Genomic DNA, 25473 nt, shown 5'->3' with positions numbered 1-25473 from the left:
TAATTAACCATTCCTCTTTTATTTGTCAATTAAATGATATTAATTATAATTTACTCTCCTGTATTTTAACTTACCATTAATCTCGTATCAAAATGCATAATATTAACTTAATTGTTTTGATAACATTTATTATTAATTTAGGGTGTATTTTATCAGGAGAGAATATGGAATTAAATAAACAATTCGTAGAACGACATTATTATGGCTTGGCTACCTTCGAAAACTTCTGGGGTAAAAAGATTAAAAAAATATCATTAGGCCATACCGCTATGCTTTTTGGAGTGGGAATGATTAATGAATATATTTTAGAAGATATTCCTAATAAAGGTATTGTGAAAGATTGCTTCGGGTTTAAATATTATTTAGGTGTGGGATCAGATATGTGGCATATCGAATTTTGGACTGAAGATGGAGAGTATTATAAATCATCCTATAACTTTTACTGCAATTTAACTGCAAGTGACAATGGTAAAGTAATTATGGGAATTAATGGTGAGTCAAAACGGTTATATCTTGACTTTCCTTCATCAGCAAATTGTTCAACACAAATAAACAGAATAAATGAATAATACATATTTTTTCTATCTTTTAAAAAATACTCAAAATAGATTTAATTATTAAGAGGTGAATTTATGGAACAAATTAAAAATGTATCAGAAAAATATCATTATGGTTATGCAACATTTGAAAATTTTTGGGGAAAAGATATAAAAAATGTGACGCTAACACATAGTGCAGGTGTTCCTTGGGGGAATATGAAGGATTGGCAACATATTGAACATATTCCGAATAAAGGTATTTTAGAGAATTGTTTTGGATTTAAATACTATATAGGTGTTGGCTCTGATATTTGGCATATTAAATTTTGGACTTACGATCGTGAAGTTTATGAATGTAAACATGATTTTAGTTGTAATATAACATCGGGTGATGGTGGTAGAGTTATATTAGGTATTAATGGTGAGTCTAGAAAGTTATACGCCCACTTTTCTTCATCTTCAGATTGTTCAACAGAGATTAGTTCGGCATAAAAAACTAAATAATTACATTAAAATATAAAGTTATTGAGTATTAAAATAAGGAACGATACGCTCATTCCTTATTTTAAATTAATTACTAATTTCATCTAATGATAAGGTGAAACTTGGCACAAACGTTTTCATAAAATATTCCATTTCTGGGCTATTTCTTTCCGCAAGCATTTTTTCTAGCCGTCTTTTGGCTAATTTAAATTCACTATTGCCCGCAGATAGCTCTTCTAAACATTTTAAGTAGGCACACAGCGTATCAGCTTGTTTAACAATAAAATGCTCTTCTTCTGATTGTATATCTTCAATTAGTAGTGCTTTAAAATCCTCTTGTAGTTCTTCTGGGAGCATATCGAGTAGTTTTTGCTGAGCGAATTTTTCTATTTTTTTGTATTCATGAGCAATTTGTTGGTTGTGATACTTTATTGGCGTTGGTAAATCCCCCGTAATCACTTCACTGGCATCATGGTACATCGCATATAAAGCGATTTTTTCTGCATTAACGTTCCCTGCGAACTTACGATTTTTAATAATAGCGAGCGCATGGGCTACCATGGCCACTTGAAGACTATGTTCAGAGACATTCTCTGTTCGGACATTACGCATTAACGGCCAGCGGTGGATTAACTTCATTCTAGCAAGATGGGCGAAAAAGTAGCTCATAAGTCCTCTTTTTAGTGTCTGCAAACGACAAAAATTATAGCGGAAATAATGTAGCAGCGATATAATTTTATTGTTTTTTAATAAGTTACTCTTTAGTGACTATGCTTTAATATTTATTTGGCATATTAAGATGCTCATAATAATATAATCAAATTTAGACTTTAACTTAACTGCTATTTTAATTGTGTTGAATTATATAATCAAAAAAATATAATGGGTGTTCAATCCGAAAATAACGAGGCAATATGAAATATTTTCCATTTATATTATTGGGTTTTTTCCTTGTGGCAATTTATTTTATTTCTATTCTTTGATTATCAGAATAATACAGTCTATTAATGATGGCTAAATTTAGAATAAAAAAAGCCTCCGTCTCCGGAGGCTTTTTATTATGTTTAATAAATTTTTATTGGCGATAGCCTTCAAGGAAGCGGCCGAATTTATTAATCGCCATTTCAAGGTCATCTGCATAAGGTAGCGTAACGATGCGGAAATGGTCAGGCTCAGGCCAGTTAAACGCGGTCCCTTGAACTAACAACACTTTTTCTTGTAGTAACAAGTCTAAAATCATTTTTTGGTCATCATAGATATTAAAACGCTTAATATCGATTTTCGGGAACATATACAACGCACCTTGTGGTTTTACACAAGATACTCCTGGAATTTGATTAATTAGTTCCCAAGCACGATTACGTTGCTCATATAAACGACCACCAGGTTGAATAAATTCGCTAATACTTTGATAGCCACCTAATGCAGTTTGAATAGCATGCTGCATCGGGACGTTTGCACACAGGCGCATAGAGGCTAACATTTCCAAGCCTTCAATATAGCTTTTCGCATGTTTTTTCGGGCCGTTTAATACCATCCAACCTTGGCGGAAGCCAGCGACGCGATACGTTTTAGATAAACCATTAAATGTGATGGTTAATAAATCAGGGGCGAGAGCGGCAATAGAGTGATGCACTGCATCATCATAAAGAATTTTATCGTAGATTTCGTCAGCATAGATAATAAGATTATGTTGTCGAGCTAATTCGACGATTTCCATCAGTAGGTCTTTGCTGTAGACCGCACCTGTGGGGTTATTTGGGTTGATAACCACAATACCACGCGTTCTTGGTGTGATTTTTTTGCGAATATCTTCAATGTCAGGCATCCAACCTTGCTGTTCATCACACATATAATGAACCGCTTTTCCTCCCGAAAGGGAAACTGCAGCAGTCCATAATGGATAATCAGGCGCAGGCACTAACATTTCATCACCATTATTAAGCAGTGCTTGCATGGCTTGTACGATTAATTCAGAAACACCATTACCAATGTAGACATCTTCTACTGTCATTTCATGAATACCACGAGCTTGGTAATGCTGCACAATCGCTTTACGGGCAGAGTATAAGCCTTTTGAGTCGCAATAACCTTGAGAACTTGGCAGATTACGCAAGACATCCACTAGGATTTCATCTGGAGCTTCAAAACCAAACGGGGCCGGGTTACCAATATTGAGTTTGAGGACTTTGTTGCCTTCTTCTTCTAGGCGCTTAGCTTCTTTTAATACGGGCCCACGAATGTCATAGCAAACATTATCGAGCTTACTGGATTTAGTTAGATTATTCATAGTTCTCTCATTACCCTAAGGGTTACATTGGTCGGGCCGGCGTTATTCCTTTACTGTACTCCTCCCTCAGAAGCTTTTGAAGATGCAAGGTTATTTTTGGTGTAAAAGGTTGGTTTACGCTTAAATGTAATGTTTGGTGTCTTATTATTTATTTTAAGTCGGCTACATATTCTTATAATATAAAATTAGTTGAATTATAATATCGACATTCTTTGATGTTTTGGAGTATAAAAAGTAAAAAAGCATAAAAATAGAAGGAAAAAAGAAAATTGTATCAAAATGTAATATTAAGCATTGAATCATTAAATCAGACATGATTTTTTTGCTGTAATGGCCTTTTTTTATAATAATTAGGGTGATTTTGTTAGTAATATTGATTATTTCAAGCTGCTTTCTTTAGCCAAAAGTGCTGCTTAAAATTATAACCATTTGATATTTTTGACTATGTAAAAATAGTGAAACGAATTTTATAATGTGCTTACATTAAAATAATTGTGATTACATTAAATATGTTACTATTTAATCGTATCCTATCAAACGCGTTTTAGCGTGTTTTTTAGGAAATCACCCCCTTTTTTTATTAAAATTATTTGATTTATGGAAGTATGCTATTTGTACCATGGCCTATCGTTAACGAATAGTGAGCTAGGTACAAGAAAAGTAAAATAATGAGAAGTCATTGCAGATCTATGGATTAGAAATGCACTCACTTAGTAGTCGCTATAAACTCGCTGATTCTCATGGAGGAGAGCAGAAACACCAGGTAACATAAAATTATATAAGAGAATGAACGATGATAAATTCCAATCGTCCCATCATGAACCTAGATCTTGATTTGCTACGTACTTTCGTCGCTGTCGCAGATCTTAACACTTTCGCAGCTGCAGCTGCAGCCGTTTGTCGAACACAATCTGCTGTGAGCCAGCAAATGCAACGTTTAGAGCAATTAGTCGGCCGTGAGCTTTTCGCTCGCCATGGACGAAATAAACTGCTCACCGCGCACGGATTACAATTACTTGGCTACGCAAGGCAAATACTTCGCGCCAATGATGATGCTACCGCGTCATTGACTTATAATGACGCTGATGGTGAATTGCGTATTGGTGCATCTGATGACACCGTCGATATCTTATTACCTTTCTTACTTAATCGTATCGCGTCTGTTTATCCAAGAATTGCCGTAGAAGTGCGCATTAAACGAGCACAATTTATTGAGTCAATGCTTGATAATCATGAGATAGATCTTGCTTTAACAACAGCAAGAATTAGTCACCACCCCAAAACAGCGTTAAGAACAGTGCCTGTTTTGTGGCACAGTGCGCCTGATTTTCAATTGCGTCCCAATGAGCCTGTCCCATTAGTTGTTATGGATGAAACCAATCCATATCGTAAACTGTGTACTAGTGCTCTTGATGATGCAGGTTTGTCATGGCATGTTGCGTATGAAGCAGCATCTTTACCTGCGGTTCGTGCGGCAGTCAATGCAGAAGTTGGGGTAACCGCCAGACCAATGGAAATGCAAAATGCAGATTTACGTATTTTGAATGAAGCTGATGGGCTGCCACGTTTACCAGACATTCAGTATTGGTTGTATAAGAATGCAGACGAGCAAAAAGATTTTGTTCTGACAGTATTCAGTGCGATTGAAAACAAAAAAATCCCTTATGTTGCAGCCTCAGCAAGTGAGTTGATGGATAGCAATGAGGAAGGTAATTAAGTTAATCGATTCATCTGGTTATCTTAACACCAATACTTAATTGATTTATTGTAATGACGGTAATTCCAATGAACTTGGGATTACCGTTTTTTTATGTCATTTTTACAAGTTTATTGCTGAATCACTTGTTTGTGATCAATGTGTTATTGGCTATGTGCAAATAAAATCAACGTGTTAATCACAGTCTCAATAAGATGTGAGCAGCGGTTGAGGTGGTTATCTCTGAATAAATGGCTAACGTACAGACTAATTGAGCTGTTAGGTAACAGATAATGTGAATTGATGCAGATGACTGAAACGATTATTTCAAATTGTGGAACTCAATTTTCAATATTGGGAAATGGTATTGAGAAATTTGCTTCTATGCATGCTTAAATAATGTTCAGTGATATTTTAAATAGGTTATCAACTTCAAATTTATCGATTTTTTATCAATATCCGCTCATAAAAAAAACAATTAACCACTTAATAAGTATGGTTAAATAGGAAAGACCATGAAATAATTGTGATGTAGCTGGCATAACCTGAATTTCATTGTTTAGTTAACAATTTGTTATGTTATTAACAATGTTTTTTTATTGAATAGATAAAATAGCACTGGAATGTCAGTCAGTTACTTGAAGTAATGCGTTAAAAAGAGTTACAAAGACTTAAAGTGAAATTGAATGCTATGTAAACAAATTGAGTACTTTTTCAATAAAAGTGTGCGTTAGATCAAATAAAAAGCGCAATTTTTCATCTGTTAAGACAGGTTTTTCCTGAGATAATGGTGTAGTAAAAACGAATAATCAGTTAAACTAGTTTGCGTGTTTACTTGAGTATCATTACACTGACACGTTTTAGCAGATTATGGTTACTTTTTGTTGTTCTATTGTTTTCAGAGTGTGAAGCTTTTGTAACAAATACGGGTTATTTTACTTAATTTAAGTAAAGTAAATTGTAATGAGAGAGGACAAACCAAACGCAGTCAACAGACTGATTTAAGTTTGGTGATATTTTAGTTTGTGATCAATTTTGGTCTTTCTTCTCGATTAACTGGGCAATTGTGGTGCAACACTGCCGTGATGTAAAAAAGAGCAGTTAACACACCATAAGTAATGAGTAAGCAACGAGTATGTCTACATCAATCCTAGCGTTAGCCCATAACTGGGCGTTTGCGATATTCCTTATCGGCACTATCGGTCTTTGTGCTTTCATGTTGGTCGCAGGTCACTTCTTGGGTAGCCGCGCCAAAGCCAGAACAAAACATGTTCCTTACGAGTCAGGTCTTGATTCGGTCGGTAGTGCACGTCTTCGTATGTCAGCTAAGTTCTACTTAGTCGCCATGTTCTTCGTTATCTTCGATGTTGAAGCCATGTTCTTATTTGCATGGTCAGTTGCCATCCGCGAAGCCGGTTGGGTTGGTTTCATCGAAGCCGCGATCTTTATTTTGGTATTGTTGGCGGGACTGTTTTATCTGGTCCGCGTAGGGGCATTAGATTGGACTCCAGTCCGTTCCCGCGGAAAAGTTAAGCATCCTAGTGAAGTTATTAACATCAGCAATCGTCATCCGCAGTAAAAAGCGAGGCATTATACAATGGATTATACGCTCACCCGCATAGATCCGAACGGTGAGAACGACCGTTACCCACTGCAAACTCAGGAAATCGTTACTGATCCACTGGAGCAGCAAGTTGAAAACAGTGTGTACATGGGGAAACTTTCTCATGCATTACACGATGTGGTTAACTGGGGGCGCAAAAACTCTCTCTGGCCATATAACTTTGGTCTTTCATGTTGCTATGTAGAAATGGTGACTTCGTTCACGGCTGTTCATGACGTCGCCCGCTTTGGTGCAGAAGTACTGCGTGCTTCACCTCGTCAAGCCGATTTCATGGTAGTAGCAGGTACCTGTTTCACTAAAATGGCGCCTGTTATTCAACGTCTGTATGACCAAATGCTTGAACCAAAATGGGTGATTTCCATGGGTTCATGTGCTAACTCTGGTGGCATGTATGACATTTATTCTGTTGTACAAGGCGTCGATAAATTTATTCCTGTGGATGTGTATATCCCAGGTTGCCCACCGCGTCCAGAAGCCTATATGCAGGCACTACTTCTGTTGCAAGAATCTATCGGTAAAGAGCGTCGACCGCTATCTTGGGTCGTTGGTGACCAAGGGGTTTATCGTGCCAATATGCAATCAGAAAGAGAAAGAAAGCACGGTGAACGTATTGCAGTGACTAACCTGCGTACACCAGACGAAATTTAAGGCTTAAAGCCATACAGCGTAACAGAGCAATGTTGTTGCGAAATAATAAACCTGATCAAGCGTTATGGTGAAGAATGATGACAGATCAGATAGCGCAAGCGAGTAGTACCCAGCCAGGATGGCAGACACAGGATCATTTAAATGACCCTGTGCTTCTGGAACTGCGCAATCAATTTGGGCCGGATGCCTTTTCTGTTCAAGCAACTCGCACTGGCATGCCAGTGGTTTGGGTTCGTCGTGAGCAGTTACTGGAAGTGGTCGATTTCCTAAAGAAATTACCAAAACCGTATGTCATGTTATTTGACTTACATGGGGTAGATGAACGTCAACGAATTCACCGACAAGGTCTGCCAGAAGCAGACTTTAGTGTTTTCTACCACCTCATCTCTATCGATCGTAACCGCGATATCATGTTAAAAGTCGCTCTTAATGAGAAAGACCTCAACGTGCCTTCTGTGGTTTCTTTATTCCCGAATGCCAGCTGGCATGAGCGTGAAGTGTGGGATATGTTTGGGATCACCTTCCAAGGTCACCCAAATCTGCGCCGCTTGCTGATGTCACCGAACTGGGAAGGTCATCCACTGCGTAAGGATTATCCTGCGCGTGCAACTGAGTTCGACCCTTTTGTTCTGACAAAACAGAAACAAGATCTGGAAATGGAAGCACTGACTTTCAAACCAGAAGAGTGGGGCATGGCGCGTGGAAATGAAAACGAAGATTTCATGTTCCTGAACTTAGGGCCAAACCACCCATCCTCACACGGTGCGTTCCGTATCGTACTGCAACTGGATGGTGAAGAAATTATCGACTGTGTGCCTGATATCGGTTACCACCATCGTGGTGCTGAGAAAATGGGTGAACGCCAGTCATGGCACAGCTATATTCCATACACTGACCGTATCGAGTATCTCGGTGGTTGTGTGAATGAAATGCCTTACGTGTTAGCGGTTGAAAAACTGGCTGGCATCGAAGTGCCTGACCGCGTGAAAACCATTCGTGTCATGCTGTCAGAGTTATTCCGTATTAACAGCCACTTGCTGTATATCAGTACCTATATCCAAGACGTCGGTGCAATGACGCCGGTATTCTTTGCGTTTACTGACCGTCAAAAAGTCTACAACGTGATTGAAGCGATCACGGGCTTCCGTATGCACCCAGCTTGGTTCCGTATTGGTGGTGTTGCACACGATTTACCGCGCGGTTGGGAAAAACTGCTGCGTGAATTACTTGACTGGTTGCCAAAACGTTTAGAGTCCTATGTGACTTCTGCGCTGAAAAACTCCATCTTAAAAGGCCGTTCGATTGGTACAGCAATGTACAATAAAGAAGAGGCACTGGCATGGGGTGTAACGGGTGCTGGTTTACGTGCAACAGGCGTCGATTTCGACGTGCGTAAATGGCGTCCATATTCAGGCTATGAAAACTTTGAGTTCGATATTCCTATCGCGCACAACGGTGACTGTTATGACCGTGTGATGATCAAAGTGGAAGAGATGCGCCAGAGTATCCGTATTCTTGAGCAATGCTATAAGAATATGCCAGAAGGCCCATTCAAAGCCGACCATCCACTGACGACGCCACCACCAAAAGAGCGTACGTTGCAGCACATTGAAACCCTGATCAACCACTTCTTACAAGTGTCTTGGGGCCCAGTGATGCCTGCGAATGAATCATTCCAGATGGTTGAAGCCACGAAGGGTATTAACAGCTACTACCTGACCAGTGATGGCAGCACCATGAGCTACCGTACACGTATTCGTACCCCGAGTTATGAGCACTTACAGCAAATTCCTTCGGTGATCAGAGGTAGTTTAGTTTCAGACTTAATCGTCTATCTGGGTAGTATCGATTTTGTAATGTCGGATGTGGATCGCTAACCATGCATAATGAACATAACGAAAGTGAGAAGCACAATGAGCTCAATGTCGTGAATGTGTTTGAACCGCAAGTCAACCATGGCTTTGTCTTAACAGAGAAAGAGCGTGAAGAGATTGAAGGTGAGAAACACCATTACGAAGATGCACGTGCTGCCTCGATTGAAGCACTGAAAATTGTGCAAAAAAACCGCGGTTGGGTTGAAGATGGCGCTATCCATGCGATTGCTGACGTCTTAGGCATCCCAGCCAGTGATGTTGAAGGTGTGGCCACATTCTATAGCCAAATCTTCCGTCAGCCAGTAGGTCGCCACATTATTCGCTATTGCGACAGTGTTGTTTGCCATATTACAGGTTATCAGGGCTTAGAAGCTGAAATTATTAAGCAGCTTAATATTCGCCCGGGTCAAACAACAGCCGATGGCCGCTTTACGTTGCTGCCAACCTGTTGCTTAGGTAACTGTGACAAGGGTCCAACGATGATGATCGATGAAGACACTCACAGCTACGTGCAGCCTGAAAATATTCAAAAATTACTGGAGCAGTATCCATGACAAATTCTGTTAATCCAGTGATCCGTACAGCCGAAACTCATCCTCTAACATGGCGTTTGCGTGATGACAATCAGCCTGTTTGGTTAGATGAGTATCGCAGTAAAAACGGATACAAAGGGCTTGAGCGCGCGCTCAAAGGTATGGCACCCGATGAAGTTGTGAATCTCGTGAAAGACGCTGGCCTGAAAGGGCGAGGCGGTGCGGGCTTCTCAACAGGTCTGAAATGGAGCCTGATGCCAAAAGACGAAAACATGAAACTGCGTTACTTCTTATGTAATGCGGATGAAATGGAACCGGGCACCTATAAAGACCGTTTATTGATGGAGCAACTCCCTCATTTGCTAGTTGAAGGGATGATCACGGGCGCTTATGCACTTAAAGCCTATCGTGGTTATATCTTCCTACGAGGTGAGTATGTTGAAGCCGCGCAAAATCTGCGTCGTGCTATCGAAGAAGCCAAAGCAGCCGGTCTGTTAGGAAAAAACATCCTCGGTTCAGGTTTCGATTTCGAACTATTTGTTCACACCGGTGCTGGGCGTTATATCTGCGGTGAAGAAACCGCACTGATTAACTCCTTAGAAGGCCGTCGTGCTAACCCACGTTCTAAACCACCATTCCCTGCAACATCAGGTGCTTGGGGCAAACCAACTTGCGTAAATAACGTCGAAACTATCTGTAACGTGCCAGCAATTTTAGAGCACGGAGACCAATGGTATATCGATTTAAGCGCAGGTAAGAGTAAAGACGCGGGTACTAAATTAATGGGCTTCTCTGGCCGTGTGAAAAATCCAGGTCTGTGGGAATTGCCATTTGGTACTACGGCACGTGAAGTGTTGGAAGATTACGCAGGTGGTATGCGTGATGGACTAAAATTAAAAGCATGGCAGCCAGGCGGAGCAGGGACTGACTTCCTGACCAACGATCACCTTGACTTGCCGATGGATTTCGAAAATATCGCTAAAGCAGGAAGCCGTCTTGGTACTGCATTGGCGATGGCGGTTGATCATGAAATCAACATGGTTTCTTTAGTGCGTAACTTAGAAACTTTCTTTGCCCGTGAATCCTGTGGTTGGTGTACGCCGTGCCGTGATGGTCTGCCATGGAGTGTGAAAATTTTACAAGCGCTGGAAAAAGGCGAAGGGCAGCCTGGGGATATTGAAACCCTAGAGCAGCTGTGCCGTTTCTTAGGGCCGGGTAAAACGTTTTGCGCTCACGCACCGGGTGCGGTCGAACCGCTACAAAGTGCCATCAAATATTTCCGTGATGAATTCGAAGCGGGTATTTCGCAAAAAGATCTGCGTAACATTGTGCAGATTGCGGGTATCCAACCAAACCTGCTGAAGCAGCGCTGGTAAATGTTTAGCGATTGAGCAACCGCTAAATAGATTTTTCACGAAGAACGTATTTTTGATTAACGCCTGCTTTATGCGGGCCTTTGGGAAGCATGCTGACTATGGCTACTATATATGTAGACGGCAAAGAATATGACGTAAACGGGTCTGAAAACCTGTTACAAGCCTGTCTTTCTCTCGGGCTAGATATTCCTTATTTTTGCTGGCATCCGGCGCTGGGAAGCGTTGGCGCTTGCCGCCAGTGTGCGGTTAAGCAGTATCAGAACGCAGATGACACACGCGGTCGCCTAGTCATGTCTTGTATGACACCCGCAACGGAAGGGACTTACATCTCTATTGATGATGAAGAAGCCAAACAATTCCGTGAAAGTGTCGTGGAATGGCTGATGACCAACCACCCTCATGACTGCCCAGTCTGTGAGGAAGGCGGTAACTGCCACCTACAAGATATGACGGTGATGACCGGTCATAACATGCGTAAATATCGTTTTACGAAACGTACTCACATTAACCAAGATCTCGGTCCATTTATTAGTCATGAAATGAACCGTTGTATCGCGTGTTATCGTTGTGTGCGTTACTACAAAGATTACGCAGATGGCACAGACTTGGGTGTGTATGGCGCACATAACTATGTGTACTTCGGTCGTACAGAAGACGGTACACTGGAAAGTGAATTTTCCGGTAACTTAGTCGAAGTCTGCCCGACAGGGGTATTTACCGACAAAACCCACTCTGAGCGCTATAACCGTAAATGGGATATGCAATTTGCCCCAGGTATCTGCCAACAATGCAGTATCGGTTGTAACACCAGCCCAGGTGAGCGTTATGGTGAAATTCGCCGTATCGAGAACCGCTATAACGGTTCGGTAAACCACTATTTCCTGTGTGATCGCGGTCGTTTTGGTTACGGTTATGTCAACCGTAAAGACCGTCCTCGTCAGGCTGTCTTGAGTAAAGATGGTGTGAAACAAACCATCTCTGCAATTGAAGCAATGCAAAGTGGTGCGCAAATTATCAATCAAGCGAAAAAAGTGATTGGTATCGGCTCTCCACGCGCGAGCGTTGAAAGCAACTATGCATTGCGCGCATTAGTCGGAGCAGAAAACTTCTATTCAGGTATTTCTGCGGGCGAGCAAAGCCGCTTAGCGCTGATGCAAAACATCCTGCAAAACGGCGGTATCTATACGCCAACATTGCGTGAAGTGGAAGGCTATGATGCGGTACTGGTACTGGGTGAAGATTTAACTCAGACAGGTGCACGTATGGCGTTATCTGTACGCCAAGCGGTGAAAGGTAAAGCACGTGAAATGGCCGCAGCGCAAAAAGTGGCTGACTGGCAAATCGCCGCAATCATGAATATTGGTCAACATGCGAAATATCCGCTGTTTATTACCAATGTTGATGACACGCGTTTAGATGATGTGGCTGCCTTTAATTACCGTGCTCCAGTGGCTGACCAGGCACGTTTCGGTTTTGCTATCGCCAATATGATTAATGGCGAAGCCCCTGCGGTGAATGATTTACCCGCAGACTTAAAAGCCAAAGTTGAAACCATTGCTCAGGCATTAGCTGGCGCGAAAAAACCATTAATCATCAGTGGTAGCCATAGTGCCAGCGAGGCAATGATCCAAGCGGCCGCTAACGTGGCATTTGCACTGAAAGCTAAAGGTGCGAATGTAGGGTTATCTTACTTAGCGTCTCATGCGAATAGTTTCGGTCTGGCAATGATGAACGCACAGCCACTAGACAGTGCATTAGCTCGCATTGAAGCGAACGAAGCGGATGTGGCTATCGTTATCGAAAACGACTTGTACCGCCACAGCAGCGTGGATGCCGTCAATAGTGCATTAGCAAAACTGAGCCACTTGATTGTTGCGGATCATCAGCAAACAGACATCATGGATAAAGCAACATTGGTTCTGCCAGCCGCAAGCTTTGCTGAAGCAGACGGTACGTTGATTAACCAAGAAGGTCGTGCACAGCGTTTCTTCCAAGTCTTTGACCCAACCTATTACGACAAAGCTATCGTGATGAACGAAAGCTGGCGCTGGATGCATTCACTGCAAACTGAAGCGCAAGAGCGTGATGCGGATTGGTCGCAACTTGATCACGTTATCGCAGATTGTGTTGCCGCAATGCCACAATTCTCAGGTATGGTTGATGCCGCACCAAAAGCGTCTTTCCGTATTCGTGGTCAAAAACTGGCACGTGAACCACATCGTTACAGTGGTCGTACAGCGATGCTAGCAAATCAATCTGTTCATGAACCTCGTCAACCGCAAGATATTGACTCTCCATTTGCTTTCTCAATGGAAGGGAACAACAGCCCAACCGCGCCACGTCAGCAAATTCCATTTGCATGGGCGCCGGGTTGGAACTCACCGCAAGCCTGGAACAAATTCCAAGCGGAAGTGGGTGGCCACCTGTTATTTGGTGACCCGGGTATCCGTTTGTTCAATTCAACACAGAGCAAATTGGCTTACTTCACTGAGATTCCAGCGGCTTATCAAGCCAATGAAGCTCAGTGGGTTGTCGCACCTTATTACCACCTGTTCGGCAGTGATGAAATGTCACAGCGTTCAGAAGTAATTCAAGAGCGTATGCCTGAGCCTTATATCATGCTGAACACACAAGATGCTGCGTCACTCGGTCTGTCAGCAGGAACTAAAGCGGAGTTTAACCATGCAGGTCAAGCGTTTAACTTGACTGTCCGCCTCAGTAATCACCTGTCTACAGGTCAAATTGGCTTACCGTTAGGAATGCCAGGTATCGCACCTTCAATGGCTGGCGTGTCAGTCAATAATCTGCGGAGGGGAGCATGATGGATTGGATTTCTCCTGAAGTGATGGAAGTGTTAATTTCCATCCTCAAATCTGTCGTCATTTTATTGGTTGTTGTGACTTGTGGGGCATACATGAGTCTGGGAGAGCGCCGTATTCTCGGTCTGTTCCAGAACCGTTATGGCCCTAACCGCGTGGGTCCGTTTGGGATGGGCCAGTTAATCGCGGATATGTTCAAAATGCTGTTTAAAGAAGACTGGATCCCGCAGTTCGCTGACAAGAAAATTTTTACGCTTGCGCCAGTGATTGCGTTTTGTTCACTGTTCTTAGCATTTGCCATCGTCCCTGTTAGCCCAACATGGCACGTTGCAGACCTCAATATCGGGATTTTATTCTTCCTGATGATGGCGGGTCTGGCTGTCTATGCGGTGTTATTCGCAGGTTGGTCAAGTAACAACAAATACTCATTATTAGGTGCGATGCGTGCATCAGCACAAACCGTGAGTTACGAAGTGTTCTTAGGCCTTTCTTTAATGGGGGTGGTTGCACAAGCAGGTTCATTCAACCTGATTGATATTGTGAACTCCCAAGAAGGCATGTGGAACATTATTCCGCAGTTCTTTGGTTTTGTGACTTTTGCGATAGCGGGCGTTGCGGTCTGTCACCGTCACCCGTTTGACCAACCTGAAGCAGAACAAGAGATTGCGGATGGTTACCACGTTGAATACTCAGGCATGAAGTTCGGTCTGTTCTTCGTCGGTGAGTATATCGGTATCGTAACGGTTTCAGCACTGATTGTGACGCTGTTCTTTGGTGGCTGGCATGGTCCATTCCTGCCGTCATTCTTGTGGTTTGCTATCAAAACTGGCTTCTTCATGATGATGTTTATCTTGATCCGTGCCTCTTTACCGCGTCCACGTTATGACCAAGTGATGTCTTTCGGTTGGAAAATTTGTCTGCCGTTGACACTGCTTAATCTGCTGGGTACTGCAGCAGTGATTTTATACAACGCTCAGTAAGGGGTGATTGAACCATGACATTGAAAGAGTTATTGGTCGGTTTCGCCACCCAAGTACGTAGTATTTGGATGGTCGGCCTACATGCGTTCGATAAACGCGAAACGCAAATGTATCCAGAAGAGCCGGTTTATCTGCCACCCCGTTACCGTGGGCGTATCGTGTTAACACGCGATCCTGACGGTGAAGAGCGTTGTGTTGCGTGTAACTTATGTGCGGTTGCTTGCCCTGTGGGATGTATCTCACTGCAAAAAGCTGAACATGAAGACGGCCGCTGGTACCCTGAATTTTTCCGCGTTAACTTTTCGCGCTGTATTTTCTGTGGTCTGTGTGAAGAGGCTTGCCCAACCACGGCAATCCAATTAACACCTGATTTTGAAATGGCCGATTGGAGACGTCAGGATCTGGTTTACGAGAAAAATGACCTGTTGATTTCAGGTCCGGGTAAATATCCTGATTATAACTTTTACCGTAAATCGGGTATGGCGATTGCAGGTAAAGACAAAGGTGAAGCGGATAACGAAGCGAAACCGATTAACGTCAAAGACCTGTTGCCATAAGGAGCGATATTCATGGAATTTACATTTTATATCGCCGGTCTAGTTGCCATTTTAGCAACTTTAAGGGTGATAACGAATACAAATCCGGTGCATGCACTGTTGTATCTGGTTGTTTCTCTGCTGGCTCTGTCAATGGTGTTTTTCTCCCTCGGCGCGTATTTTGCTGGGGCGTTGGAAATCATCGTATATGCAGGTGCCATTATGGTCCTGTTCGTGTTCGTGGTGATGATGCTCAACTTAGGGCGTTCTGTTCAAGAACAAGAGCGCGCTTGGTTGACGCCGAAAAACTGGATTGGCCCTGCGGTGTTATCCGCGGTTTTACTGGCTATCTTAGTTTACGGCATTACCTCGTTGTCTTATCAAGAAGGCATTGAGGGAACCATCATTGGAGCGAAAGAAGTGGGAATTAGCCTATTTGGGCCGTATGTTCTGGCTGTCGAATTGGCATCTTTGTTATTACTTGCAGGTTTAGTGGTAGCATTCCACGTTGGACGTGACCGTAAAGAAAACGGCGCTGACCTTGTCAGCATCGAGAAGGCGGAGGAACAAAAATGATACCTCTAGAACACGGTCTGATTTTAGCGGCGATTTTATTTGTGATGGGGCTCAGTTGCCTTGTTATTCGTCGTAATCTGCTTTTCATGCTGATCGGACTGGAAATCATGATTAACTCAACTGCACTGGCATTTGTGGTTGCAGGGAGTTTTTGGGGGCAGCCTGACGGCCAAATTATGTATATTTTGGCAATCGCATTGGCTGCAGCGGAGGCGAGTATTGGATTGGCGTTGTTACTGCAACTCCATCGTCATCGTCAGAACCTGAATATTGATAAAGTCAGTGAGATGCGCGGATGAACCTACTCTATTTAACTATTCTGTTGCCTTTACTGGGGTCGGTGCTGTTAGCCTTCTCTCGTGGACGCTGGTCAGAAAACGTTTCAGCCATTATTGGTGCGGGGTCGGTTGGCTTAGCGGCCGTCGTCGCATTCTATGCTGGCAATGAATTTTTAGCTCAAGACGCAGGTAGCGTATTCATCCAGCCACTTTGGACTTGGATGTCTGTCGGTACCTTTAATATCCCATTCACTCTAATGTTAGATGGCCTGTCACTGACCATGTTAGGTGTGGTAACGGGTGTGGGCTTCCTTATCCATGTCTATGCCTCTTGGTATATGCGTGGCGAGGAAGGTTACTCACGTTTCTTCGCTTACACTAACTTGTTTATTGCAAGCATGGTGGTTTTAGTCCTCGCTGACAACATGATGCTGATGTATCTCGGTTGGGAAGGGGTAGGGCTGTGCAGTTACCTGTTGATTGGTTTCTATTATACCAATCCAGAAAACGGTAAAGCCGCAATGAAAGCGTTCTTTGTAACGCGTATCGGTGATGTGTTCCTCGCAATTGGTATGTTTATTCTGTGGAATGAACTTGGCACATTGAATTTCAGCGAAATGGCGGTGTTAGCACCTCAAAAATTTGCGGAAGGTTCAAGTGCGATCAACTGGGCAACCTTGATGTTATTAGGTGGTGCTGTCGGTAAATCAGCACAGTTACCATTGCAAACGTGGTTGGCAGATGCGATGGCGGGTCCAACGCCAGTTTCTGCACTGATCCACGCTGCAACCATGGTAACTGCGGGTGTGTATTTAATTGCTCGTACCCATGTTCTGTTCCTGTTAGCGCCTGAAGTATTATACTTAGTCGGTGTTGTGGGTGCAGTGACATTAGTACTGGCTGGGTTTGCAGCATTGGTGCAAACCGATATCAAGCGTGTACTTGCTTACTCCACAATGAGCCAAATTGGTTATATGTTCTTGGCACTAGGTGTACAAGCATGGGATGCAGCGATTTTCCACCTGATGACGCATGCTTTCTTTAAAGCGTTGTTGTTCCTGTCAGCGGGTTCAGTCATTTTGGCATGCCATCACGAACAAAATATCTTCAAGATGGGTGGGCTGCGTAAGCAAATTCCATTCATCTACGCTGTGATGTTAATCGGCGGAAGCGCACTGGCAGCATTGCCACTGTTTACCGCAGGTTTCTACAGTAAAGATGCGATTTTGTGGGGTGCGCAGCTTGATGGACAAACTGTGTTGTTGTGGGCAGGTATCCTCGGTGCATTAATGACCGCAATTTATACCTTCCGTATGATTTTCATCGTGTTCCACGGTGAAGCGAAAATCAAAGCGCACAAGGTTAAAGGCATCACTCACACATTACCACTGGGCATTTTGGCTATTCTTGCAACGTTTGTTGGTGCATTAATCCACCAACCACTTGAAGGGGTTTTCCCAGCCGAAGCCGCAGGAAGTGAAGACGGTAAAGTCTTACTCGAAGCGATTTCTGGCGGGTTTGCTATCGCAGGTCTATTAATTGCGGTATTCCTCTACCTGTTCAGACGTTCAATAGTCGATGCTATCGCGAAAACTGCAGTGGGTCGTTTCTTCAGCGCATGGTGGTACCAAGCGTGGGGATTCGATTGGCTGTATGATGTAGTCTTTGTTAAGCCATTTAAAGGCATAGCATGGCTACTGGAAAGCGATCCGGTTAACTCTCTGATGAATATCCCTGCACATCTTTCACGTTGGGCAAATAAAGGGCTTGCAGTGAGTGAAAACGGCCAAATCCGTTGGTATGTTGCCTCGTTGGGGCTGGGTGCAGTGCTGATTCTTGCTCTGCTGCTTTTGGTTTAATTAAGGGACACATTGCGCCATGCTATTACCCTGGCTAATACTCATTCCCTTCATCGGAGGCCTGCTAAGCTGGCAGGCTGACCGGTTCAGTCATCGCGCACCGCGTTGGATTGCACTGGCAACGATGGGAATAACATTGATACTTTCCGTGCAATTGTGGTTACAAGGGAGCTACTCCCTCGTCAATCCACAAGGTATTCCACAATGGCAATCTGTTTTCTTTATGCCGTGGATCCCGTCACTGGGAATTGATTTTCATTTAGCAATTGACGGTTTATCACTGCTGATGGTCGTGTTAACGGCTATCATGGGGGGCTTCTCGATTCTGAGCTCTTGGAGTGAAAACCAGAAAAACCAAGGTGCGTATCACTTTAACCTGTTGTGGATTATCACAGGTGTGATGGGGATTTTTACCGCGGTTGACTTGTTCTTATTCTTCTTCTTTTGGGAGATGATGCTGATCCCTATGTACTTCCTGATTGCCAATTGGGGACACAAAGGGTCAGAAAATAGACAACATATCAAAGCTGCGACTAAGTTCTTCATCTATACGCAAGCAAGTGGTTTGATCATGCTGGTGTCCATCATTGGGCTCGCATTGGCGAACTACAATACTTCAGGTGTACTAACATTCGACTATAACCAACTGCTAGGTGCAGAACTCTCTAGCAATGTCGCATTTATGTTGATGTTAGGCTTCTTTATCGCCTTTGCTGTTAAAATGCCACTGGTTCCTTTCCATGGTTGGATGGCAGATACCCAAGAACAATCGCCAACAGCGGGTTCTGTGGATATCTCCGGTATCATGCTAAAAACCGCAGCATATGGTCTGTTACGCTTTACCTTACCTTTGTTCCCAGAAGCGTCTATCCAGTTCACGCCAGTGGCGATGACACTGGGTGTGATCAGTATCTTCTACGGGGCATGGTTAGCGTTCAAACAAACGGATATCAAACGTCTGGCAGCGTACAGTAGCTTATCCCATATGGGGTTTGTGACAGTCGCTATTTACGCGGGTTCAACCTTGGCTTACCAAGGTGCGGTGATTCAAATGATCACCAACGGTTTGTCCGGTGCGGCACTGATTATCATCAGTGGTCAACTGTATGAACGTACACAAACGCGTGATATGCGCATGATGGGTGGATTGTGGAAACGCATTAAATGGTTACCAGGAATGTCCCTGTTCTTTGCTGCGGCAACGTTAGGAATGCCAGGTACAGGTAACTTCATTGGTGAATTCATGATCCTGTTCGGTAGCTTCAGCCAATTCACGTTAGTGACCTGCATTATGGTCTTTGGTGTAGTGTTTGCTTCTATCTACTCACTGTGGATGATGCAGCAAACTTACTACGGTACACCAAAATCCGAAAAAGAAATGAAAGGGTTAACTGCACGAGAATTTGGTGTGCTGCTGGCTCTGGCTGCTTTACTGGTTATTATCGGTTTCTACCCACAACCAATTTTAGATACCTCAATTGGTTCAATGGAAACATTACATAACCTGTATTCTGCTTCACTTACAACATTAGGGCTGTAATTCGCCATGACAATAACTCCTCAAGAACTGATCGCAATACTACCACTGATGATCGTCGGGTTGACGGCGGTGGTTGTGATGCTGTCCATTGCGTGGCGACGCGATCACCTGACTAGTGCCGCGCTGACAGTATCAGGCTTTGTTATTGCGTTGCTTTCACTCATTTGGGTAGCCGACGGCTACCTAATGGATGTGACTTCGCTTATCCGTGTTGATGGCTTTGCACTGTTCTATAGCGCATTAGTCCTGATTGCCGGTATTGGAACGTCTATCTTTGCTTACCACTGGCTAGAAGGTTTTGGTGATAATAGAGATGAGTTCCATTTACTTGTTGCTATCGCAGTAGCGGGTGGTGTGCTGTTATCTATGTCAAACCATATGGCATCAATGTTTATCGGTATTGAGCTGATTTCATTGCCTCTGTTTGGTCTAGTAGCCTATACCTTTGAGCGCAGCCGCACATTAGAAGCCGGGATCAAGTACATGCTGTTATCTGCAGCCGCGTCTTCATTCCTGTTATTCGGGATTGCGTTACTGTATGCAGAATCGGGTAGTTTAAGTTTTGCTGCGGTTGGTCAAAGTCTTTCCGATAGTCAAATTCACGCACCATTGGTGATGATTGGTTTCGGTATGCTGATTGTAGGCTTTGGCTTTAAACTGTCACTGTTTCCATTCCAACTGTGGACACCAGACGTTTACCAAGGTGCGCCAGCACCAGTGTCAGCCTTCTTAGCAACCGGCAGTAAAATCGCTATCTTCGCAGTATTAGTGCGTATTTTTCTGGAAGCACCAATCGCCAATAGCAATACACTAGCGATTGTGATTTCTGTGATTGCTATTGCATCTATCCTGTTTGGTAACTTACTGGCTATCACACAAAAAAGTGCAAAACGCTTACTGGGTTACTCATCTATCTCGCATATGGGTTATTTACTGGTCGCTCTTGTTGCGTTACGCATCGACCCTGTTGCTTCACAAGTCACTATCGCAATCTACTTAGTGGGTTACTTGTTTGCGAGTTTAGGGGCATTTGGTGTTGTGAGTATTGTTTCAAGCCCTTACCGTGGTGATGATCAGGATGACTTTAGTGCATTCCGCGGGCTATTTTGGCATAAGCCAATTCTCGCAACGGTAATGACGGTAATGATGCTTTCATTAGCTGGTATTCCAATTACATTAGGATTTATTGGTAAATTCTATGTGATTGCATCTGCAGTGAATGCAGAATTATGGTGGCTAACAGGAGCTGTAGTAGTGGGTAGTGCTATTGGTTTATATTACTACCTAAGCTTTATGGCTAGCCTATATAGCCGTGATGCAGAACATGCAGAACGTTATACAGGCCCTGAAAAAGCAACGTTAGGAACGGTTGTTGCTGTTATTTGCGCCATTGCGGTTATCGTCTTTGGTGTATGGCCACAACCACTTATTGATATGACATCAACAGCGCTTGCTGTGATTAACTAATAGGTCAAAATTTCCTATTGCTAATAAACCGGTTACTTTTGAGTAGCCGGTTTTTTTTAATCGGGTAACTGGCGCTGATATTGAAACTCCATATCGTCTAAGAAAGACATGAGCACCTGGCTGGCCATATTAATTTTTTGAATATTCAATATTTTTTCAGACGATTTTTCATTAATAAAATGGCACCATCCCCACCAGTAATCCTTAATTAAGCCTATCTGAGTGATAATTGATTGTTTATGTGAGTCTATCGTGGTTATTTGATCGGCTAATAACATGAGTTGAGAAAGCTTAAATATTGTTTTATCTATATGATTAACTTCTTCTTTTAATTCCAAAATTTGATTTCCTAAATCTAATCTAACCTCGACAAGCTGTGCAAATTCTAAACCATCATCTATGACTGATAATAAATTTTTAATAAAGGCAACGGCTGATTTTAATATTTGTTTTTTATTTGTTGGCATATCAATTGAGTCAATTAATTCGTCATTTAACAAATGTTTTTTTAAGAAATCAGTGATTTTAGATTTTAATATGATATCTTCTGCGGCGGTAATAACGGAGTGTTGCTGATTAATTTCATCTATTTTTAGTATTTTACTATTTTTGGATGTGACGAGAAGTTCTTTTTGCTCAGAATATTGATGTAGTTTATGTTGATTGCTTTCTTCCAAATGAATGAGTGATAAAGAATCGGTGGTATAACTGAATTTAGTGATGATTCTTTCCAGTTCAAGTTTGAAATCCGTTAAATCCTCAATAAAGCTTATAACTAAAATCCCGTCAGGTATATTTGTATTTTCATTATTTAACTCACTTTTTAAAATATAATTTAATTTTATTTTGAGTTTCGGTATCGAGTTTCTGATTATTTCATTAATATTAAAGGATTTACTGGCTATTTTTTGTATTTTCCCATGTATAATAAAATCATAATGTATTATATTTTTATTAAATGCGGAAATTTCATTTGACATATGCCTAAATTGATAAATATCAATAGGGGGCAGTATGGGTAAATCAAGCTTATCTTGCATATTAGTACCTTTTATTGAGGGGGAGTGTTATTTGGTTGAATTTCATCAAATAACTTTATTAAATGTGTCGAGTATTCTTGAATGGTATACCAAGATGTAATAACACGCTTAAAATGGGTGATGAATTGAATAAGTTTGTCAGCGTTATTGATTTTTTTGAAAACCTCGATTGATTGAGTTATTTCGGTTAAGAGGACTAGCCACATATAATCTAAATGGTCAACGGCTAACCGGGCATCTTTAAAGAAACCATCAATTTTGTGAAGATTGATTTGAATATCAAAGATAACTTTTTTGACAAATTTTTCTTTGTTGATTTGGTCACTAATTGATTTTATTTCTGTTAATGTTTCATTCTTTCTTGCCCGAATTTTTTCAGCCTTTGAACCAAAAATCCCTCCAGTGATAATGAGGCCGATGACACCACCAACTAAACCCGTAAAGCTGAGCTTCACAAAGTGTGAATACTCAAGTTCTAATTGCTGGAGTTCTTGTTTTTTCATTTTAAGTGATTCTTGTAAATAGGAATCGGTTGTTTCATTATTAGTGGGCTCAAGTTGTTTATATAACCCTTTAATATTGAATAGCAATGATTCAACATGTTGATAATTAGATAAATAACCTCCTGTAATATGCACCCGGAAATCAGAAATGATATTTTTAATATTATTTGTCTTAATGGATTGGTCTTTAATATCATCCCTAATTAATTGTAAGATATTAGTTAGTTCAGTAGCTATTTGCTGGTCATCATTTTGATAATATATTTCATCTAGTTCATTTTCATTAATATCATTCAAGCTTTCAGACACTTTTTTCAAAATAGGCATGTGGTTTATATATTCAATAATTTGTCCACCAGTTTGTATAATGTTTCGGCTAACTAGAGATAGATTGACAGATTGTTCTTTAACATGTTGTTCAACGTTATCCCAGCTATTGGCATGTTCTCGAATATTGATAATAGTATCAATTAGTTCGTCAGTGTCGATTGGTAAGGTTGTTGATGAAGTAATACCAAACCATTTTAGAATATCATTTTTTTTCCAAGGCAAAGAAAGAGAAAAGTAAACGTGGCGATGTATGCTAATTAAATCATCTAATGTGAAAATACCGACTTCACGGGTTGAAAGCGCATCTTGATTAGTTAATAAAGCTAAGGTTGTATGGCCTATATGTTCTTTTTCAATAATTCTGTCATAATTATCTTTTGTATTCATTTTAAATTCCACGTTGATTAAGTTAAAGACTGAATGCTTATTTTTTTAGTGCTGTTGTATGGTTGAATTACCTATTTATTGCAAATAAAAATATAAAATTCATATTTGTTAACCTACTAGAAATTGACTAAAATCTTTATACTAAAAAATGAAAAACAGAGCTAAAAAATAGCATTTTGAACAGTTTAATATGTGTTTTAAATATTATTCTCTATTATTTTTATTTGAAAATTATCTATAGTAATACTAAATAAAATAACTAATTAGAATATGATGTTAATTAAAATATACGATAAATTGTTATTTTGAACTAAATAGGCTTGTAATGGAACATGGGTTTAAAGCTGACATACCGATATGTTTCAAAATGAAATTTTCATTGGGTGAAAATGAAGCTATTTCGAGAAAGAAGCAAAGAATAAAGGGGATAAAATCACATTTTCCATTAATTAAATGAATAGAATGCTGTGTAATATACATAATAAGCTATACTATCAACAGCCTGAAGGTCGCTATTAGTGAGTGATAACCGGTTTATTTTGACACAGTTGCTCTTGGCTATCGTCATTTGTGCCATAAAAAATAATTATAGTGAAGTACTAAAAGCAATCTCTTAATTGCAGGTAATCTACTTTTAGCGCTGAATGGGCGATATAGCATTTACTGTTAGCTATCAATGTATTAAAAAATTGTATTGCGCTATATAATAACCGTAGTGAATTTGTGTGATGTAGCAGTGGGAATCTAAAGTGAACTATAAAAAAATTGATCTATTGATAACTGAAATTTTGGACCATTTGTCTACATTGACACTAAAAAATCAAGATTTTACTCGTTTAGTTTGGCAATTAGATGCACAAACCTCTTTTCCTGGCCTCTCATGGTTGTCGGCACAGCAAAGTTATCCTCAATTTTACTGGTATCAACGTACGGGTGCCGAGGAATGCAGTGCGCTTGGTATGGTGAAATCCTTTGATTCGATAGATACGGCACAAGCTTTTTTATCCCAGTATCCTGATATGCCAGAGATGCGCCTATGGGGGCTTAATGGCTGGAATGCGGTTGGAGCGGGCATTCCTGAAGAGATAAAACGCCAAGCAACTTTTTGTTTTTTGCCCCGTATCGAAATTCATCGATTACGTTCGACAATTAGTGTTAGTGTCAATATTGAGGGGGAAGAAGACCGTTTAAATGCTATTCATCTTTTACAGCAATTGAAGCCGGCTTCTCACGTGACATTGACATTGAATGCCAATATTACGGCACAAGAACATATTCCTACGCATGATGAATGGTGTCGTTTATTAAATTGCGCTATTGACGACATGAAGTCAGGGAAGATGGAAAAAGTGGTGATGGCAAGGGAAACAAAACTTACTCTGTCTAAACCTATTGCGGTTGCTGAATTTTTAGCCCAAAGCCAGCAGGTGAATCATCATTGTTACCATTTTATGATGGCCTTCAACGCACAGTCAGGGTTCATCTCTTCGACTCCGGAACGTTTATATTTACGGCAAAATGAACAGCTGAATTCTGAGGCGTTAGCGGGAACTGTCGCTAATGACCCTGATGACACCGTCGCTGCGGAGTATGCTAAGTGGTTGATGGAAGATAAAAAGAACCAACATGAAAATTTAGTGGTTGTAGATGATATTTGCCAACAATTACAAGGTGCAGTGACGGGGGTTGATGTATCGTCAGCAAAAGTCATCCGCTTGAGAAAAATTCAACACCTTTATCGCTCTATTGTTGCGACATTAATCAATCCTTCTGATAGCGATTGCCTACAACGCCTTCAACCTACCGCTGCCGTATGTGGTTTACCTCGCAAAGTTGCACGGCAATTTTTAGCAAGTAATGAACCCTTTTCTCGTGGCTGGTATGCAGGAACTGGCGGATTTATTAGCTTGAATAAAAGTGAATTTGCGGTATCTCTTCGTTGTGCACAGATAGAAGGTGCACATGTCTCATTATATTCAGGTGCTGGCATTGTCAGTGGCTCAGACCCAGAGCAAGAGTGGATAGAAATTGAAAATAAAGCAGCTGGGCTTAAATCTTTGTTTGAAAATAACGAAAAACCATAAAATAAAAATGG

21 protein-coding genes are annotated in these 25473 nt (G+C 41.5%); 17 read left to right on the top strand and 4 right to left on the bottom strand.

The window, feature by feature from the left end; translation table 11 throughout:
- Positions 1-164 precede the first annotated feature (164 nt).
- Together PSF09_RS09095 and PSF09_RS09090 are read left to right on the top strand one after the other, a co-directional pair.
- Positions 165-569, top strand: coding sequence for a hypothetical protein (locus tag PSF09_RS09095; protein ID WP_210836995.1), 405 nt, complete (start codon positions 165-167; stop codon positions 567-569).
- Between the two features lie 63 nt (positions 570-632).
- A complete protein-coding gene (locus tag PSF09_RS09090) occupies positions 633-1031 on the top strand; it encodes a hypothetical protein (protein ID WP_272664630.1) in 399 nt (132 codons plus the stop codon).
- Positions 1032-1109: 78 nt separating this feature from the next.
- On the opposite strand, the gene yfbR is transcribed toward PSF09_RS09090, so the two are convergent.
- Both yfbR and PSF09_RS09080 read right to left on the bottom strand, forming a co-directional pair.
- A complete protein-coding gene (gene yfbR / locus PSF09_RS09085) occupies positions 1110-1691 on the bottom strand; it encodes a 5'-deoxynucleotidase (RefSeq protein ID WP_004912262.1) in 582 nt (193 codons plus the stop codon).
- Positions 1692-2097: 406 nt separating this feature from the next.
- A complete protein-coding gene (locus PSF09_RS09080; protein WP_004259802.1) occupies positions 2098-3312 on the bottom strand; it encodes a pyridoxal phosphate-dependent aminotransferase in 1215 nt (404 codons plus the stop codon).
- 793 nt (positions 3313-4105) lie between these two features.
- On the opposite strand from PSF09_RS09080, the gene PSF09_RS09075 reads away from it, so the two are divergent.
- From PSF09_RS09075 to nuoN, 14 genes are all read left to right on the top strand, one after another.
- Positions 4106-5029, top strand: a complete 924-nt coding sequence (locus PSF09_RS09075) for a LysR family transcriptional regulator (RefSeq protein ID WP_272664632.1) — start codon at positions 4106-4108, stop codon at positions 5027-5029.
- Positions 5030-6143: 1114 nt separating this feature from the next.
- Positions 6144-6587 (top strand): NADH-quinone oxidoreductase subunit A, encoded by a 444-nt coding sequence (locus PSF09_RS09070; protein WP_272664633.1) that lies wholly within the window; start codon positions 6144-6146, stop codon positions 6585-6587.
- Between the two features lie 18 nt (positions 6588-6605).
- Positions 6606-7280 (top strand): NuoB/complex I 20 kDa subunit family protein, encoded by a 675-nt coding sequence (locus tag PSF09_RS09065; protein ID WP_004912254.1) that lies wholly within the window; start codon positions 6606-6608, stop codon positions 7278-7280.
- Positions 7281-7354: 74 nt separating this feature from the next.
- Positions 7355-9157, top strand: a complete 1803-nt coding sequence (nuoC, locus tag PSF09_RS09060; protein WP_371031986.1) for an NADH-quinone oxidoreductase subunit C/D — start codon at positions 7355-7357, stop codon at positions 9155-9157.
- A 2-nt stretch (positions 9158-9159) separates the two neighbouring features.
- Positions 9160-9708, top strand: coding sequence for an NADH-quinone oxidoreductase subunit NuoE (gene nuoE / locus PSF09_RS09055; protein WP_272683792.1), 549 nt, complete (start codon positions 9160-9162; stop codon positions 9706-9708).
- Positions 9705-11063, top strand: a complete 1359-nt coding sequence (nuoF, locus tag PSF09_RS09050) for an NADH-quinone oxidoreductase subunit NuoF (RefSeq protein ID WP_004259820.1) — start codon at positions 9705-9707, stop codon at positions 11061-11063. Before nuoE ends, nuoF begins: the two co-directional genes overlap by 4 nt.
- Before the next feature lie 89 nt (positions 11064-11152).
- On the top strand, positions 11153-13885 hold the full coding sequence (gene nuoG, locus PSF09_RS09045; protein WP_272664634.1) for an NADH-quinone oxidoreductase subunit NuoG: 2733 nt from the start codon (positions 11153-11155) through the stop codon (positions 13883-13885).
- Complete coding sequence (gene nuoH, locus PSF09_RS09040; RefSeq protein WP_004912244.1) at positions 13885-14862, top strand: NADH-quinone oxidoreductase subunit NuoH; 978 nt, start codon at positions 13885-13887, stop codon at positions 14860-14862. Before nuoG ends, nuoH begins: the two co-directional genes overlap by 1 nt.
- A gap of 14 nt (positions 14863-14876) precedes the next feature.
- Complete coding sequence (nuoI, locus tag PSF09_RS09035; RefSeq protein ID WP_004259834.1) at positions 14877-15419, top strand: NADH-quinone oxidoreductase subunit NuoI; 543 nt, start codon at positions 14877-14879, stop codon at positions 15417-15419.
- A 12-nt stretch (positions 15420-15431) separates the two neighbouring features.
- On the top strand, positions 15432-15974 hold the full coding sequence (gene nuoJ, locus PSF09_RS09030) for an NADH-quinone oxidoreductase subunit J (protein WP_004912236.1): 543 nt from the start codon (positions 15432-15434) through the stop codon (positions 15972-15974).
- Positions 15971-16273, top strand: a complete 303-nt coding sequence (gene nuoK / locus PSF09_RS09025; RefSeq protein WP_004912233.1) for an NADH-quinone oxidoreductase subunit NuoK — start codon at positions 15971-15973, stop codon at positions 16271-16273. Before nuoJ ends, nuoK begins: the two co-directional genes overlap by 4 nt.
- The gene (gene nuoL / locus PSF09_RS09020; RefSeq protein WP_272683791.1) at positions 16270-18111 is read left to right on the top strand and encodes an NADH-quinone oxidoreductase subunit L; all 1842 of its coding nucleotides are present in this window, start codon (positions 16270-16272) and stop codon (positions 18109-18111) included. The genes nuoK and nuoL overlap by 4 nt, the downstream gene beginning before the upstream one ends.
- Before the next feature lie 19 nt (positions 18112-18130).
- Positions 18131-19651 (top strand): NADH-quinone oxidoreductase subunit M, encoded by a 1521-nt coding sequence (nuoM, locus tag PSF09_RS09015; protein WP_115167032.1) that lies wholly within the window; start codon positions 18131-18133, stop codon positions 19649-19651.
- A 6-nt stretch (positions 19652-19657) separates the two neighbouring features.
- Positions 19658-21118, top strand: coding sequence for an NADH-quinone oxidoreductase subunit NuoN (gene nuoN / locus PSF09_RS09010; protein ID WP_210839117.1), 1461 nt, complete (start codon positions 19658-19660; stop codon positions 21116-21118).
- A gap of 56 nt (positions 21119-21174) precedes the next feature.
- Here nuoN and PSF09_RS09005 read toward each other — a convergent pair whose 3' ends face one another.
- Positions 21175-22158, bottom strand: coding sequence for an alpha-xenorhabdolysin family binary toxin subunit B (locus PSF09_RS09005; RefSeq protein ID WP_272664636.1), 984 nt, complete (start codon positions 22156-22158; stop codon positions 21175-21177).
- Positions 22159-22169: 11 nt separating this feature from the next.
- Positions 22170-23378, bottom strand: a complete 1209-nt coding sequence (locus PSF09_RS09000) for an alpha-xenorhabdolysin family binary toxin subunit A (protein ID WP_272683790.1) — start codon at positions 23376-23378, stop codon at positions 22170-22172.
- Positions 23379-24127: 749 nt separating this feature from the next.
- Here PSF09_RS09000 and PSF09_RS08995 point away from each other — a divergent pair.
- Complete coding sequence (locus tag PSF09_RS08995) at positions 24128-25462, top strand: isochorismate synthase (RefSeq protein WP_272683789.1); 1335 nt, start codon at positions 24128-24130, stop codon at positions 25460-25462.
- Positions 25463-25473: the final 11 nt, after the last annotated feature.

Source organism: Providencia sp. PROV141, from assembly GCF_028481645.1.
Taxonomy (GTDB): domain Bacteria; phylum Pseudomonadota; class Gammaproteobacteria; order Enterobacterales; family Enterobacteriaceae; genus Providencia; species Providencia rettgeri.
Note: the sequence above shows the minus strand (reverse complement) of the source record. Positions and strands in the feature narration are given on the sequence as shown.

Coding starts and splice junctions, on each gene's coding strand:
- PSF09_RS09095 (WP_210836995.1), top strand. CDS start 165: ATGGAATTAAATAAACAATTCGTAGAACGACATTATTATGGCTTGGCT.
- PSF09_RS09090 (WP_272664630.1), top strand. CDS start 633: ATGGAACAAATTAAAAATGTATCAGAAAAATATCATTATGGTTATGCA.
- yfbR (WP_004912262.1), bottom strand. CDS start 1,691: ATGAGCTACTTTTTCGCCCATCTTGCTAGAATGAAGTTAATCCACCGC.
- PSF09_RS09080 (WP_004259802.1), bottom strand. CDS start 3,312: ATGAATAATCTAACTAAATCCAGTAAGCTCGATAATGTTTGCTATGAC.
- PSF09_RS09075 (WP_272664632.1), top strand. CDS start 4,106: ATGATAAATTCCAATCGTCCCATCATGAACCTAGATCTTGATTTGCTA.
- PSF09_RS09070 (WP_272664633.1), top strand. CDS start 6,144: ATGTCTACATCAATCCTAGCGTTAGCCCATAACTGGGCGTTTGCGATA.
- PSF09_RS09065 (WP_004912254.1), top strand. CDS start 6,606: ATGGATTATACGCTCACCCGCATAGATCCGAACGGTGAGAACGACCGT.
- nuoC (WP_371031986.1), top strand. CDS start 7,355: ATGATGACAGATCAGATAGCGCAAGCGAGTAGTACCCAGCCAGGATGG.
- nuoE (WP_272683792.1), top strand. CDS start 9,160: ATGCATAATGAACATAACGAAAGTGAGAAGCACAATGAGCTCAATGTC.
- nuoF (WP_004259820.1), top strand. CDS start 9,705: ATGACAAATTCTGTTAATCCAGTGATCCGTACAGCCGAAACTCATCCT.
- nuoG (WP_272664634.1), top strand. CDS start 11,153: ATGCTGACTATGGCTACTATATATGTAGACGGCAAAGAATATGACGTA.
- nuoH (WP_004912244.1), top strand. CDS start 13,885: ATGGATTGGATTTCTCCTGAAGTGATGGAAGTGTTAATTTCCATCCTC.
- nuoI (WP_004259834.1), top strand. CDS start 14,877: ATGACATTGAAAGAGTTATTGGTCGGTTTCGCCACCCAAGTACGTAGT.
- nuoJ (WP_004912236.1), top strand. CDS start 15,432: ATGGAATTTACATTTTATATCGCCGGTCTAGTTGCCATTTTAGCAACT.
- nuoK (WP_004912233.1), top strand. CDS start 15,971: ATGATACCTCTAGAACACGGTCTGATTTTAGCGGCGATTTTATTTGTG.
- nuoL (WP_272683791.1), top strand. CDS start 16,270: ATGAACCTACTCTATTTAACTATTCTGTTGCCTTTACTGGGGTCGGTG.
- nuoM (WP_115167032.1), top strand. CDS start 18,131: ATGCTATTACCCTGGCTAATACTCATTCCCTTCATCGGAGGCCTGCTA.
- nuoN (WP_210839117.1), top strand. CDS start 19,658: ATGACAATAACTCCTCAAGAACTGATCGCAATACTACCACTGATGATC.
- PSF09_RS09005 (WP_272664636.1), bottom strand. CDS start 22,158: ATGCAAGATAAGCTTGATTTACCCATACTGCCCCCTATTGATATTTAT.
- PSF09_RS09000 (WP_272683790.1), bottom strand. CDS start 23,378: ATGAATACAAAAGATAATTATGACAGAATTATTGAAAAAGAACATATA.